The organism is Streptomyces sp. NPDC003077, assembly GCF_040611095.1.
In the GTDB taxonomy this organism is placed as follows: Bacteria; Actinomycetota; Actinomycetes; order Streptomycetales; family Streptomycetaceae; genus Streptomyces.
In genome coordinates this window covers 25,561-39,962 of the sequence record NZ_JBEXNM010000058.1, presented here as the reverse complement: position 1 = coordinate 39,962, position 14,402 = coordinate 25,561, and the positions used below count along the sequence as shown (strand labels likewise).

Sequence of the window (14,402 nt, the reverse complement as noted above, 5' to 3'; positions counted from 1 at the left end):
GGTACAGTCCCCTGCATGACCGCCCGGCTCGCCGACATCGCAGCGCAGGCGGGTGTCAGCGAGGCCACCGTCAGCCGGGTTCTCAACGGGAAGCCGGGGGTCTCCGCCGCCACCCGCCAATCCGTACTGGCCGCGCTGGACGTGCTCGGCTACGAGCGTCCGGTGCGGCTGCGGCAGCGCAGCGCCGGGCTGGTCGGCCTGATCACCCCGGAGCTGGACAACCCGATCTTCCCCGCCTTCGCGCAGGTCATCGGCCAGGCACTGACCCGGCAGGGGTACACGCCGGTGCTCGCCACGCAGACCCCGGGCGGTTCCACCGAGGACGAGCTGACCGAGATGCTCGTCGATCGCGGGGTGGCCGGGATCATCTTCGTCTCCGGGCTGCACGCCGACACCACCGCCGACATGGAGCGGTACGAGCGGCTGCGCGGCCAGGGCGTGCCCTTCGTCCTGATCAACGGGTTCTCGGACCGGGTGCGGGCGCCCTTCGTCTCCCCCGACGACCGGGCCGCGGTGGATCTGGCGGTGACGCACCTGTCCGCGCTCGGCCACGAGCGGATCGGGCTGGCGGTGGGCCCCATGCGGTTCGTGCCGGTGCAGCGCAAGATCGAGGGGTTCGTGCGCAGCCTCGGCGAGCGGCTGGGTCTGCCGGCGGCCGACGCCGAGGGGTTCGTCCAGCACTCCCTCTACTCGCTCGAAGGCGGCCAGGCCGCGGCGGCGGCGCTGATCGACCGGGGGTGCACGGCCGTGGTCTGCGCCAGCGACATGATGGCGCTCGGCGCGATCCGCGCCGCCCGGCAGCGCGGCCTGGACGTGCCGCGCGAATTCTCCGTCGTCGGCTTCGACGACTCCCCCTTGATCGCCTTCACCGATCCGCCGCTGACCACGATCCGGCAGCCGGTGACGGCGATGGGGCAGGCCGCGGTGCGCGCGCTGCTGGAGGAGATCGGGGGCACCCCGACCCCGCACAGCGAGTTCGTCTTCCACCCGGAACTGGTCGTCCGCGGCTCGACCGCCTCGGCTCCCAAATCCGTCGTAGCCCCCCGCTCGGCCCCCTACGCCGAGTGGCCCAATGGCTCTCAGGAACACGCCTCCCTCTCAGGAGGGACGGCGGAGCGTCAAGACCCGACCGGAGGATGATCGGGCATACCACCCTTTCTGGCAGACTGTCTGCCTATGGGTGAAGCGAATGTGAGGACTATTGACGGCCAGACGGCCGAACCGCCACCCACCGAGGAGCGCGCCGACCACCGGCCGACCGGCGGCGGGGTGATGGCCCGGCTGCGGGTGCCTCGTAGGCCACGACTGTGGTTCGAAGTCCTGCTGATCGCGATCAGTTACTGGACGTATTCGCTCATTCGCAATGCGGTGCCCGAGCAGAAGGCCCAGGCACTGAAGAACGCCGACTGGATCTGGCACACGGAGCACACGCTCGGCATCGCCGTGGAGCACACCATCAACCACGCGGTGAACTCGGTCACGTGGCTGATCGTCGCGATGAACTACTACTACGCGACGCTGCACTTCATCGTGACCATCGGCGTGCTGGTCTGGCTCTACCACTGGCACCCCGGCCGCTACGCCGCGGCCCGGCTCGCCCTCTTCGCCACCACGGGCGTCGCCCTGATCGGGTACTACTTCTACCCGCTCGCGCCGCCGCGCCTGATGCCCGGCGGGGACTTCATCGACACGGTCGTGGTGCACCACACCTGGGGCTCGATGGCCTCCGGCAACCTCGCCAGCATGTCCAACCAGTACGCGGCCATGCCCTCGATGCACATCGGCTGGTCCCTGTGGTGCGGCCTGACGATCGCCCTGATCGCGCGCCCGGTGTGGGTGAAGATCCTCGGCCTCCTCTACCCCACCACGACGCTGATCGTGATCGTCTCCACCGCCAACCACTTCTGGCTCGACGCCGTCGGCGGCATCCTCTGCCTCGCCTTCGGCCTCGCCCTCGCCGCCGCCTGGTACGGCGTCCTGTTCCACCGGCTGCCGCGCCGGGTGGCGGGGGTGCCGAAGCTGGAGGTCGTGTCGGCGCGGGGGTGAGGCGCGGTGGGCGGCGCTCTTTCCGTACGGGCGCTGGTCGAAAGGCCGGGCGCCCCTCTTTCTTCGCACCGCCGGAACCACCGCGAGTATGGTCGTTGGTATGGCGAGCAAAAAGGTGACGGTGACGCTCCCCGAAGAGCTTCTGGAGGAGATCCGCGCGGACGCCTCCGAACGTGGCCTCTCGGCGTATGTCGCCGAGGCGCTGCGCGCCAAGCGCGAACGCGACCGGCTCCTGGAACTCATCGACTGGCTTGAGGAAGAACACGGCCCGATGACCGACGCCGAGCAAGCCGCGGCGGAAGCGGAGCTGGCCGAGATCGACGCCGAGCACGAGCGTCGTCGCGCCGCCGCGGCACGTCGCGGCGGAGAGGCCGCGTGAGTCAGCGTCCCGGGAACCCCCCGATGCCGCGCACCCACGTACTCGACTGCGAAGCCCTGTCCCTCGCCGTCCGCGGGGATCGCACCATGATGAACCGGCTCGGCCTCGCCGTCCGCAAGGAAGCCGCCGACATCGTGACCTCTCCCTTGACCTTGGTGGAAGCGTACGACGGCAGGACCACCGAGGGGCGCTGGGACTGGGTGCTTTCCCGCATCACCGTGGCCGAGCTGGGCAGAGACGAGGCCCGGCAGGCTCGCCGCCTGCCGGCCGAGGCCGGACCGCACGGTCACAAGTACGCGATCGACGCCATGCTCGCGGTGGTCGCACGCCGGCAGCGAGGACGGGTCACGATCTTCACTTCGGACGTGGACGACCTGGAGAAGCTGGTCCCCGACACCATCCTCGTCCGGAAAGTCTGAGTCCGCGCTCCGAGGCTCCGAGTCCGCGCTCTCCCCCGCCGACCGCCTCACCCCCCGTAGAACGCCTCCTCCACCACCCCCCGCGCCCGGCGCGTGACGCGGCGGTAGTCGTCCAGCATCTCGCCGACGTGGCCTTCCTCGTAGCCGAGGTAGCGGCCGACGGCGGCCAGTTCGCGGGGGTCGGAGGGGAAGGTGTCGCCGGGGCGGCCCCGGACGAGCATGACGCCGTTGCGGACGCGGGTGGCCGTGATCCAGGCCTCGTCCAGTATCCGGGTCTCCTCCGCGCCGAGCAGGCCCGCGGCGTGCGCGGCGGCCAGGGCCTCGCGGGTGCGGGTGGTGCGCAGGCCGGGGACGGTGTGGGCGTGGCGCATCTGGAGGAGCTGGACGGTCCACTCGACGTCGCTCAGGCCGCCGCGGCCGAGCTTGGTGTGGGTGGTGGGGTCGGCGCCGCGCGGCAGGCGTTCAGTTTCCATGCGGGCCTTGAGGCGGCGGATCTCGCGGACGGCGTCCTCGCCGAGCCCCTCGGCCGGGTAGCGCAGCGGATCGACGAGGTCCAGGAAGCGCCGTCCGAGGTCGGGGTCCCCGGCGACCGGTTCGGCGCGCAGCAGGGCCTGCGACTCCCAGACCTTGGACCAGCGCCGGTAGTACGCGGCGTAGGAGGCCAGCGAGCGGACCAGCGGGCCGGACTTGCCCTCCGGGCGGAGGTCGGCGTCTATGGGCAGCGGCGGGTCGGCGGAGGGGAGCTGGAGCAGGCGGCGCATCTCGTTGGCGACGGCGTGCGCGGCCTTGGCGGCCTCCTGCTCGTCGGCGCCCTCCCACGGTTCGTGGACGAACAGGACATCGGCGTCCGAGCCGTACCCCAGTTCCTGGCCGCCGAAGCGGCCCATGCCGATCACCGCGAACCGGGTGGGCAGGGTGTCGCCCCACTGCTCGCGGACGGCGGCGCGCAGCGCGCCCGCGAGCGTGGCGGCGTTCAGGTCGGAGAGCGCGCGGCCCACCGTGTCCACGGCGGTCCCGGGGTCGTCCACGGCCGGGGTGCCCTCGGTGCCGTACGCGCCGATCAGGTCGGCGGCGGCGGTGCGGAACAGCTCGCGGCGGCGCACGCCGCGCGCCACCGCGACGGCCTGTTCGGCGTTCTCCGCGCGGCCGACGGCGGCCAGCACCTCCTGTTCCAGCGCCGCCCGGCCGCGCGGGCGCAGCCCGTCGGCGGCGCCGAGCAGCGCGACCGCCTCCGGCGCGCGCAGCAGCAGGTCCGGGGCGAGCCGCCCGGCGGACAGGACGCGGGCGAGGTTCTCGGCCGCGGCGCCCTCGTCGCGGAGCAGGCGCAGGTACCACGGGGTCTTGCCGAGCGCGTCGGAGACCTTGCGGAAGTTGAGCAGCCCGGCGTCGGGGTCGGCGGAGTCCGCGAACCAGCCGAGCAGCACCGGCAGCAGGGTCCGCTGGATCGCGGCCTTCCGGGTGACGCCGGAGGCGAGGGCCTCCAGGTGGCGCAGGGCGGCGATCGGGTCGGCGTAGCCGAGGGCCTCCAGGCGGTGGCCGGCGGCCTTGGCCGACAGGCGGGTCTCGCCGGGCTCCAGGTGCGCGACGGCGTCGAGCAGCGGTCGGTAGAAGAGTTTCTCGTGCAGTCGTCGCACCTCCCTGGCGTGCCACTTCCATTCCTTGCGAAGTGTCTCCACCGGCTCGGTGCGGTAACCCAGGGAGCGCGCCAGCCGCCGCAGATCCGGGTCCTCCTCCGGCATCAGGTGGGTGCGGCGCAGTTTGTGGAGCTGGATGCGGTGTTCTAGGGAGCGCAGGAAGCGGTAGGCCTCGTCGAGCGCGCGGGCGTCCTCGCGTCCCACGTAGCCGCCCGCCGCCAGCGCGGCCAGCGCCTCCAGGGTGGTGGGGCTGCGCAGCGTGGCGTCGCTGCGGCCGTGCACGAGCTGGAGGAGCTGCACGGCGAACTCGACGTCCCGCAGCCCGCCGGGGCCGAGCTTGAGCTCGCGGTCGATCTGGGCGGCGGGGATGTTCTCGACCACGCGGCGGCGCATCTGCCGCACGTCGGCGACGAAGTTCTCGCGTTCGGCGGCCTGCCAGACCAGCGGGGCCACGGCGTCGGTGTACGCCCGCGCCAGGTCCGCGTCCCCGGCCAGCGGCCGGGCCTTCAGCAGCGCCTGGAACTCCCAGGTCTTGGCCCACCGCTCGTAGTAGGCGAGGTGGCTGCTCAGCGTCCGCACGAGTGGACCGTTGCGGCCCTCCGGCCGCAGGTTGGCGTCCACCGGCCAGATGGTGCCCTCGGCGGTGACGTCCGAGCACAGCCGCATCAGGCGGGAGGCGAGCCGGGTGGCGGCGCGCAGCGCCCGGTCCTCGGGGGCGCCGTCGCGGGCCTCGGCGACGAAGATGACGTCGACGTCCGAGACGTAGTTCAGCTCGCGGCCCCCGCACTTGCCCATGCCGATGACGGCGAGCCGGCAGGCGGCGGCGTCCCCGGGCTCCTCCTCGACGGCGATCTCCAGGGCGGCGCGCACCGTGGCGGTCGCCAGGTCCGCCAGTTCCGCGGCGGTCTGCGCGATGTCGGTGGTGCCGCACACGTCGCGGGCCGCTATGCCCAGCAGGCACCGGCGGTATGCGGCGCGCAGCGCGTCCGCCCGCGGCCGGGGCGCGCCCCGCTCGCCCCAGATGCCCTCGGCCAGCGCCGCCTCGAACTCGGGCGTGGTGGGGTGCAGGTCGACCGCCTCGTACCGGACCAGCGAGTGCCAGTCGCCGGGGTGCCGCACGAGGTGGTCGCCCAGCGCCTCGGACGCGCCGAGCACCCCCAGCAGCCGGTCCCGCAGCGGCTTGGCGGTGGTCAGGGTGGACAGCAGGGCCTGCGCCTCGTCCGCGTCCCGTGCCTCCTGGGCCTCCACCAGCCGGACGAGGCCGCGCAGCGCCAGGTCCGGGTCGGCGGTGGCGCCGAGCGCATCCAGCAGCGCGGAGTCCTCGCGCACCGGCGCGAGCGCCGGGGTCTCCAGGAGCCGCCCGGCCGCCGAGGGGTCGGTGAAGCCGTGCCGCAGCAGCCGGGTGAAGGTGCTGCTCCGCCGTCCCTGGGGAGCGGGAAGCGTCATGGTGGGGCCGCCTTACGAAGGACTCGGGGGACCTCGGGTGGGGTGGCGTCGGTGGGCCTCTGAGGACCTGGACGGACGGGTCGGTGGACCTGGACGGACGGGTCGGTGGACCTTTACGGGCCCTCGGCGGGCGGGTCCGCGGGCCTCTTGGGGACCGCGGACGGACCGCTCAGAGCACCGGCAGCATCTTGCGCAGCTCGAAGGCGGTGACCTCCGAGCGGTACTCCTCCCACTCCTGCTTCTTGTTCCTGAGGAAGAAGTCGAAGACGTGCTCGCCCAGCGTCTCGGCGACCAGTTCGCTGCGCTCCATCAGCTCGATCGCCTCGCCCAGGTTCTGCGGCAGCGGCTCGATGCCCATGGCGCGGCGTTCGGAGTCGGACAGCGCCCACACGTCGTCGTCGGCGCCCGGCGGCAGCTCGTACCCCTCCTCGATGCCGCGCAGCCCGGCGGCGAGCAGGACGGCGTACGTCAGGTAGGGGTTGGCGCCGGAGTCGATGGAGCGGACCTCGACGCGGGTGGAGCCCATCTTGCCCGGCTTGTACATGGGCACGCGGATGAGCGCGGAGCGGTTGTTGTGGCCCCAGCAGATGTACGAGGGGGCCTCGCCGCCGGCGCCGGCGGTGCGGTTGGCGCCGCCCCAGATGCGCTTGTAGGAGTTGACCCACTGGTTGGTGACGGCGGAGGTCTCGCCCGCGTGCCGCAGCAGGCCCGCGATGAAGGACCGGCCGACCTTGGAGAGCTGGTACTCCGCGCCCGACTCGTGGAAGGCGTTGCGGTCGCCCTCGAAGAGGGAGAGGTGGGTGTGCATGCCCGAGCCCGGGTATTCGGAGAACGGCTTGGGCATGAAGGTCGCCTGCACGCCCTGCTCCAGCGCGACCTGCTTCATCACCAGGCGGAAGGTCATGATGTTGTCGGCCGTGGACAGCGCGTCGGCGTACCGCAGGTCGATCTCCTGCTGGCCGGGCGCCCCCTCGTGGTGGCTGAACTCGACGGAGATCCCCATCGATTCGAGCATGGTGATCGCCTGCCGCCGGAAGTCCATCCCGACGTTCTGCGGCGTGTGGTCGAAGTAGCCGGAGGAGTCCGCGGGGATCGGCCGGGTGCCGTCCACCGGCTTGTCCTTGAGCAGGAAGAACTCGATCTCCGGGTGGGTGTAGAAGGTGAACCCCAGGTCGGAGGTCTTGGCCAGGATGCGCTTGAGGACGTAGCGCGGGTCCGCGTAGGACGGGGACCCGTCCGGCATGAGGATGTCGCAGAACATCCGGGCCGTCCCCGGCGCCTCGGCCCGCCACGGCAGGATCTGGAAGGTGCCCGGGTCCGGCTTGGCGATCATGTCGGACTCGTAGACCCGCGCGAACCCCTCGATCGCCGAGCCGTCGAAGCCGATGCCCTCGTCGAAGGCCTGCTCCAGCTCGGCGGGCGCCACGGCCACGGACTTCAGGTACCCGAGCACGTCGGTGAACCACAGTCGCACGAACCGGATGTCGCGCTCCTCCAGCGTGCGGAGCACAAACTCCTGCTGCTTGTCCATGACTCACCAATCCTTGCGGGTCAATCGGCCGGTCCCCGCTCATCGGCGATCGAGGCGCGGCACACCAGTATCACGGGAGGGGGTTACCGTCACATTACGCACCCTTGGCCTAGATCAGAACCGCCGGGCCGTGACCTCCTCACGTGGGGTTTCAGGGTACGGGCCACGGCCGGAGCGGGGTGTGGGCGGGCCGGTCCCCGGACCCCGGGAACCGGCCCGCCGGCGGTCGCGTCCGCCCGGCGGCCTGTTGGCGCGTGACCCTCGGTCCCCGGGTCCGGTCGTCATCCGGGCACACCCGTGCACGGCGGCGGGCGCCACTCGGCACCCGCCGTGCGCGTACCGGTCCCCCCGGCGGCGGCGCATGCGGCGTCCCCGTCCTGGGGCCCGGTCGATGTACCCGTCTCCGGGGCCCGGTCGGCGTCCCTGTTGCGGATCCCGGTCGATGCCCCCGTCCGGCGTCCTCACCCGGCGGCCGGGGCCTTTGGCCGTTCCGGACGGACGTCCCGGTGCTCCGGGTGCACCCAGCTCGGCTTGCGAAACACCAGGAAGGCCACCGGTGCCAGGATGCCGATGATCAGCAGCCCGCCGCCGACGATGAGCAGGTACCGCCACAGCGGCCCGCTCCCGAACTGCTCGGGCGGGATGAAGCCGATCACCATGGCGCACAGGGACGCGGCGAACCCGACGCCCGCCACCAGGTGCACCGCCGGCACCCGGAAGCCCCGCTGCTGGTCGGGCCGCAGCTTCCGCAGCCGCACCACGGCCACGAACACCAGCAGGTAGACGATGAGGTAGATCTGCGTGGTGATCACCGAGAAGATCCAGTACGCGCTGGAGACGTCCGGGATGAAGGCGTAGAGCAGCGCGATCACGGTGGTGAGCGCGCCCTGGGCGACCAGGATGTTCCGCTGGACGCCCTGCTTGTTCAGCCGCTGGAGCACCGGCGGCAGGTAGCCCTCCTGCCGGGCGATCATCAGCAGCCCCTTGGACGGCCCGGCCAGCCACGTCAGCATCCCGCCCAGCGCCGCCGCGACCAGCAGCACCCCGACGACCTTGGTCAGCCAGCCGACATGGAAGTGCTCGAAGAACCCCTGGAAGGCCTGCATGACCCCGGCGGTGAGGCTGAGGTCCTTGCCCGGCATCACCCAGCTGATGGCCAGCGCGGGCAGCACGAAGATCAGCAGGACCAGGGCGGTGGCGGTGAACATCGAGCGCGGGAAGTCCCGGCCCGGGTTGCGCAGCGAGGAGACGTGCACGCCGTTCATCTCCATGCCCGCGTAGGACAGGAAGTTGTTGACGATCAGGACGAGGCTGGCCAGCCCCGTCCAGGGCGGCAGGACGTGACCGCCGTCCATGGGGGCGGCCGACGCGTTGCCCTGCCCCAGGAAGACCAGCCCCAGCACCACCAGCACCACGCCCGGCACGAGGGTGCCGAGGATCAGCCCCGCGCTGGACAGTCCGGCGACGGCCTTGGTGCCGCGGGCGGAGATCCACACGCCCGCCCAGTAGACGACGATGATCACGATGGCGATGTAGACGCCGTTGCTCGCCAGACGGGGGTCGATGACGTACGCGAAGGTGCTCGCCACGTACGCGAGCAGGCTCGGGTAGTACGCGATCGTCATGGCGAACTGGCACCACACGGCGAGGAAGCCGAGCGGCCGGGACAGCCCCTCGCTCACCCAGCGGTAGACGCCGCCGGTCCACCCGGAGGCGAGCTCCGCCGAGACCAGGGCGGTCGGCAGGAGGAAGACGACGGCCGGGACGAGGTAGAGGAAGATCGCCGCCAGCCCGTAGATCGCCATGGACGGCGCCGGCCGCAGGCTGGCCACCGACGAGGTGGTCATCAACGCCAGCGTCAGCCACGAGATCAACCGCGGCGCCGGCACCCCCGGAACCCCGGGCGCCTTGGGCGCGGGGTGGGCGCCGGGCGCGGCGGACGAGGGGCGGGGACGGCCGGGGGCTGCGCCGGGGCTGTCGGCCCCCGATGCCGAAACGGCCTGGTGAGCCGGGGTGGGCTCGGGGGAATGGTCGGTGTCTTTCTCCACGGGTTCATGATCCGTGGTGCGGGGCGAGTACGCACATTGGGGGTGGAGGGGCTATATGGGGGACATGGGGGTGTGGGGGTGGAACGGGGGTGGTTGTCGGGGGTGGGGGGAGATTCGGGTGGTCGAGGTATGCGGCCGACAGGGAGTCGTCGGCGATGCGGTGGTGATACGGAGCGGCTGGGCGGTGTGAGGCGGGCCGGGAAGCCCTCGGGAGCGAGCCGTCCGCTCCGGCCTTCCGGCCTGGCCTGCCGCTCCGGCTTTCCGGCCCACCCTGGGCGCCGATACCCCGCAGGGGTAGGGTGCTGTTCACGGCCGCGGGGCCGGTTTCCCTACGGCCGTCGTCCACATACGTGCCAGGTCGGCCCGGTACCACGACGGTCTCCGGCCCGCCCCGCCTCTGGAGGAACCCGCTCCCCATGTCCGTAGCGCACGAGCAGAGCAGGACCGCCGCGTGGTGCGCGCGGCTGCTGCTGTTCGCCGCGCTGATCGCCGGGATCGTGACGATGCACACGCTGGGGCACCCGGTGAGCGGGCACGGGTCCGCGCACTCCTCAGGGGGTGCTGTGGTGGGCGGGGTGTTCGGCGCGGACGCCCGTATGCCTGACGGGGATGCCGATGCCCATGCGCCTGACGCGGACGCCCATGCTCTGGGCGTCCACGCGGTCGGCGCCCGGCCGCCCGCCGACCCACTCCAGGAGGCGCGGCACCAACCGCACACCACTCCCGTCCCCGCCTACGGGCCGCACCCGGCCCCCGCCGTGAGTCCCGGCGGCACGCACACCGCCGACGGCGGCACCGGCATGGACTCGGCCTCCGTCTGCCTGGCCGTCCTCTCCGTCTGGACGATCGCGCTCCTCGGTACGGGCCACCTGCTGGGCCGCCGCGCCGCCGACCTGCTGGCCGCGCTGCGCGCCCGCCTGCTGCGGGGCCTGCGGCCGATACCGCCGCCCCTCCCCCGTCACAAGTTCCTCGCCCAGTTGTCGGTCCTGCGCGTGTAGAGGCGCCCGGCCGCCGGCGCGCCCACGTGTGCCCGCGGTCCGTCGCGCCCTACTCAAGACCCACACCTTCGCGAGGTGCTTCCTCATGCGCTCATCCCTGCGCTCGTCCACTCCTTCTTCCCCTTCTTCCCCTTCTTCCCCGCGCTCGTCCCTGCCCGCCGCCGTGCGTTCCCGCCGCGCCGTGCTCGGCACCGGGCTCGCCGTCGCGGGCGGTGGACTGCTCGCCGCCTGCTCGTCCGGGGACTCCGGAACGGCCTCCGGCACCGGCAAGGCGGGCACGGACCACTCCGGTCACGGCGCCACCGCGGCGCCCAAGGGCTACGTCTCCCCCGACGGCCCCGAAGTCGCCGCCGCCGAGGCGAAGCGCGGCTCGGGACCCGTACGGAAATTCGCCCTCACCGCCACCGAGGCCCAGCTCGACCTGGGCGGCCGTACCGTCCGGACCTGGGCCTACGGCGACGACCTGCCCGGCCGCGAGGTCCGGGTCACCGCGGGCGACACGCTCGCCCTCACGCTCGCCAACCACCTCCCCGAGACCACCTCCCTCCACTGGCACGGCCTCGCGCTGCGCAACGACATGGACGGCGTGCCCGACCTCACCCAGCGGCCGGTGAAGCCGGGGGCCTCCTTCGCGTACCGGTTCACGGTGGCCCACCCCGGCACGTACTGGTTCCACCCGCACTCCGGCGTCCAGCAGGACCGCGGCCTGTACGCGCCGCTGATCGTGGAGGACCCCAAGGAGCCGCTGTCGTACGACAAGGAGTGGGTGATCGTCCTGGACGACTGGGTCGACGGCGTGGACGGCAGCACACCGGACGCGGTACTCGCCGAGCTCTCCAAGGGCATGGGCGGCATGGACCACGGCGGATCCGGCCAAGGGGGAATGGACCACGGCAACATGGACCACGGTGGTTCCGGCCAGGGAGGCATGGACCACGGGAGCATGAACCACGGAGGAATGAACCACGGGGCCATGAGCTCCGGAGGAACAGGCCATGACGGAATGGACCACGGAGGAATGGACCACGGGGGAACAAGCACCCCGTCCTCTTCCCCGTCCGCCTCCCCCTCCTCCCCGTCGCGCATGATGATGGGCGCCACAAGCCCGCTCCTCGGTGGCGACGCGGGCGACGTGAACTACCCGCACTACCTCGTCAACGGCCGCACCTCCAAGGACCCGCAGACCTTCCGCGCCCGGCCCGGCGACCGCATCCGGCTGCGCATCATCAACGCGGGCGGCGACACCGCCTTCCGCGTCGCCCTGGGCGGCCACACGATGACCGTCACGCACACCGACGGTTTCCCCGTCGCACACGCGAAGACCGACGCGCTGTTGCTGGGCATGGGCGAGCGCTACGACGTGCTGGTCACCGCCAAGGACGGCGCCTTCCCGTTCACCGCGGTCGCCGAGGGCAAGCGGCGGTCCGGGCTGGCCGTCCTGCGCACGGGCGGCGGCGCGGCCCCCGACCCGTCCGTACGCCCCCGTGAACTGGACGGGAAGCTGCTCCGCGCCGACCAGCTCAAGGCCGCCGACAGCGTGCGCCCGAAGTCCCGCAAGCCCGACCGCGTCATCCGGCTGGACCTGACGGGTTCGATGGCGAGGTACGACTGGGCCATCAACGGCCGGAAGTACGACCCGGCGCAGCGGCACCCCGTTCGCGCCGGCGAACGCGTCCGGCTGTCGTTCCGCAACACGACCACGATGTGGCACCCGATGCACCTGCACGGCCACACCTTCGCGCTGCCGGACGGCGGCCCCCGCAAGGACACCGCGATCGTCCTGCCCGGCCGCACGCTGCACGTCGACTTCGACGCCGACAACCCGGGCCTGTGGATGATCCACTGTCACAACGTCTACCACTCGGAGTCCGGGATGATGACAGTCCTGGGCTATCAGCGCTGATCAGCGCCCCGGTGGCCGGGCAATCCAGCAACCCGGCAACCCAGCAACCCGGCGGCCGGAGTGACGGCCCGGCCGCCGGGGCGGCGAACCCGCACCGATGACCGAGGTTCCGTACGGGCCGGAAGAGCACGCCCGCCCGTACGGGACCCCCTCCCCGCCTCCTCCACCAGGCCCTCGCGTCAACCGGACGAATAAACTGGCCGGGTGCCCCAACTCCGTCTCGCCCTCAACCAGATCGACTCCTGCGTCGGCGACCTCGCCGGGAACGCCGAGACGATCGTGCACTGGACCCGGCACGCCGCCGAGCGGGGCGCGCACCTGATCGCGTTCCCCGAGATGATGCTGACCGGCTACCCCGTGGAGGACCTGGCCCTGCGCTCGTCCTTCGTAGAGGCGAGCCGGTCCGCGCTGCGCGCCTTGGCGGCGCGGCTGGAGGCGGAGGGGTTCGGGGAGGTGCCGGTGGTCGTCGGCTACCTGGACCGTTCGGAGAAGGCGCAGCCGCGGTACGGGCAGCCGGCCGGGGCGCCGCAGAACGCCGCCGCCGTGCTCCACCGCGGCGGCGTGGCGCTCTCCTTCGCCAAGCACCACCTGCCCAACTACGGCGTCTTCGACGAGTTCCGGTACTTCGTCCCGGGCGACACGCTGCCGGTGGTGCGGGTGCGCGGCGTGGACGTGGCGCTCGCCATCTGCGAGGACCTGTGGCAGGAGGGCGGCCGGGTGCCCGCGGCCCGGGCGGCGGGGGCCGGTCTGCTGCTGTCCGTCAACGCCTCGCCGTACGAGCGCGAGAAACACGACACCCGCCTGGAACTCGTCCGCAAGCGCGCCCAGGAGGCCGGCTGCACCACCGCCTACCTGGCGATGATCGGCGGGCAGGACGACCTGGTCTTCGACGGCGACTCGATCGTCGTGGACGGGGACGGCACGGTCATCGCGCGCGCCCCGCAGTTCGCGGAGGGGTGCGTACTGCTGGACCTGGATCTCCCGGCCGCCGCGCCGGAGCCGCCGTCGGGGACGGTGGACGACGGGCTGCGCGTCGATCACGTCGTCCTCAGCGCGGACCCGCTGCCCGCCTACGAGCCGCAGACGTCCGGCGGCGTGGCCGACCGCCTCGACGAGATGGAGGAGGTCTACACCGCACTCGTCGTGGGGCTGCGCGCGTACGTCGCGAAGAACGGTTTCCGCAGTGTGGTGGTCGGGCTCTCCGGCGGCATCGACTCGGCGCTGGTCGCCACCCTCGCCTGCGACGCCCTGGGCGCCCGCCACGTCCACGGCGTCTCGATGCCCTCCCGCTACTCCTCCGAGCACTCCAAGGAGGACGCCGCCGAACTGGCCCGCCGTACGGGGCTCAACTTCCGTACCGTCCCCATCGCCCCCATGTTCGACGCGTACATGGGATCCCTCGGCCTGACCGGCCTGGCCGAGGAGAACCTCCAGTCACGGTTGCGGGGCACCCTCCTGATGGCGATCTCCAACCAGGAGGGCCACATCGTCCTCGCCCCCGGCAACAAGTCCGAGCTGGCCTGCGGCTACTCGACCCTGTACGGGGACTCGGTGGGCGCGTACGGCCCGATCAAGGACGTCTACAAGAGCGACGTCTACGCCCTCGCCCACTGGCGCAACCAGGCCGCGACCGCCCGCGGCCACACCCCGCCCATCCCCGAGAACACCCTCACCAAGCCCCCCAGCGCCGAACTCCGCCCCGGCCAGGTGGACACCGACTCCCTCCCCGACTACCCCGTCCTGGACACGATCCTGGCCCTGTACGTCGACCGCGACCTGGGCCGCGACGAGATCATCACCCAGGGCCACGACCCGGAACTCGTCGCCCGCATCCTCCGCCTGGTCGACACCGCCGAATACAAGCGCCGCCAGTACCCCCCGGGCACCAAGATCTCCGCCAAGGGCTTCGGCAAGGACCGACGGCTGCCGATCACCAATCATTGGCGGGAGCGGGGGTAGGGGCGGAACCCGCCGCAGGCGGATCCCCGGGCGTCGGCC

Annotated in this window: 10 protein-coding genes; 7 read left to right on the top strand and 3 right to left on the bottom strand. The window is 72.3% G+C overall.

Going from position 1 to position 14,402, the window contains the following annotated elements:
* Positions 1–15: 15 nt before the first annotated feature.
* The 4 genes from ABZX96_RS29365 (at position 16) to ABZX96_RS29350 (ending at position 2,844) form a co-directional block, all read left to right on the top strand.
* A complete protein-coding gene (locus ABZX96_RS29365) occupies positions 16–1,140 on the top strand; it encodes a LacI family DNA-binding transcriptional regulator (RefSeq protein WP_355550206.1) in 1,125 nt (374 codons plus the stop codon).
* A gap of 36 nt (positions 1,141–1,176) precedes the next feature.
* A complete protein-coding gene (locus ABZX96_RS29360) occupies positions 1,177–2,046 on the top strand; it encodes a phosphatase PAP2 family protein (RefSeq protein WP_355550205.1) in 870 nt (289 codons plus the stop codon).
* A 100-nt stretch (positions 2,047–2,146) separates the two neighbouring features.
* Positions 2,147–2,425 carry a CopG family transcriptional regulator gene (locus tag ABZX96_RS29355; protein WP_355550203.1) on the top strand — a complete coding sequence of 93 codons (279 nt, stop codon included), beginning with the start codon at positions 2,147–2,149 and terminating at the stop codon, positions 2,423–2,425.
* A gap of 23 nt (positions 2,426–2,448) precedes the next feature.
* Positions 2,449–2,844: a PIN domain-containing protein gene (locus ABZX96_RS29350; protein WP_355550201.1), complete on the top strand. Its 396-nt coding sequence runs from the start codon at positions 2,449–2,451 to the stop codon at positions 2,842–2,844.
* 47 nt (positions 2,845–2,891) lie between these two features.
* Here the strand turns inward: ABZX96_RS29350 and ABZX96_RS29345 are convergent, their stop codons facing one another.
* The 3 genes from ABZX96_RS29345 to ABZX96_RS29335 all read right to left on the bottom strand — a co-directional run bounded on the left by ABZX96_RS29345 (position 2,892) and on the right by ABZX96_RS29335 (position 9,344).
* Complete coding sequence (locus ABZX96_RS29345; protein ID WP_355550200.1) at positions 2,892–5,924, bottom strand: bifunctional [glutamine synthetase] adenylyltransferase/[glutamine synthetase]-adenylyl-L-tyrosine phosphorylase; 3,033 nt, start codon at positions 5,922–5,924, stop codon at positions 2,892–2,894.
* Between the two features lie 169 nt (positions 5,925–6,093).
* Positions 6,094–7,455, bottom strand: a complete 1,362-nt coding sequence (glnA, locus tag ABZX96_RS29340) for a type I glutamate--ammonia ligase (RefSeq protein WP_355550198.1) — start codon at positions 7,453–7,455, stop codon at positions 6,094–6,096.
* A gap of 461 nt (positions 7,456–7,916) precedes the next feature.
* Positions 7,917–9,344, bottom strand: a complete 1,428-nt coding sequence (locus tag ABZX96_RS29335; RefSeq protein ID WP_355550231.1) for an APC family permease — start codon at positions 9,342–9,344, stop codon at positions 7,917–7,919.
* A 575-nt stretch (positions 9,345–9,919) separates the two neighbouring features.
* On the opposite strand from ABZX96_RS29335, the gene ABZX96_RS29330 reads away from it, so the two are divergent.
* The 3 genes from ABZX96_RS29330 (at position 9,920) to ABZX96_RS29320 (ending at position 14,363) form a co-directional block, all read left to right on the top strand.
* Positions 9,920–10,501 carry a hypothetical protein gene (locus ABZX96_RS29330; RefSeq protein ID WP_355550196.1) on the top strand — a complete coding sequence of 194 codons (582 nt, stop codon included), beginning with the start codon at positions 9,920–9,922 and terminating at the stop codon, positions 10,499–10,501.
* Positions 10,502–10,586: 85 nt separating this feature from the next.
* Positions 10,587–12,404, top strand: coding sequence for a multicopper oxidase family protein (locus ABZX96_RS29325; RefSeq protein WP_355550194.1), 1,818 nt, complete (start codon positions 10,587–10,589; stop codon positions 12,402–12,404).
* 204 nt (positions 12,405–12,608) lie between these two features.
* Entirely contained in the window at positions 12,609–14,363 is a 1,755-nt protein-coding gene (locus tag ABZX96_RS29320) for an NAD+ synthase (RefSeq protein ID WP_355550192.1), read from the top strand.
* Positions 14,364–14,402 lie beyond the last annotated feature (39 nt).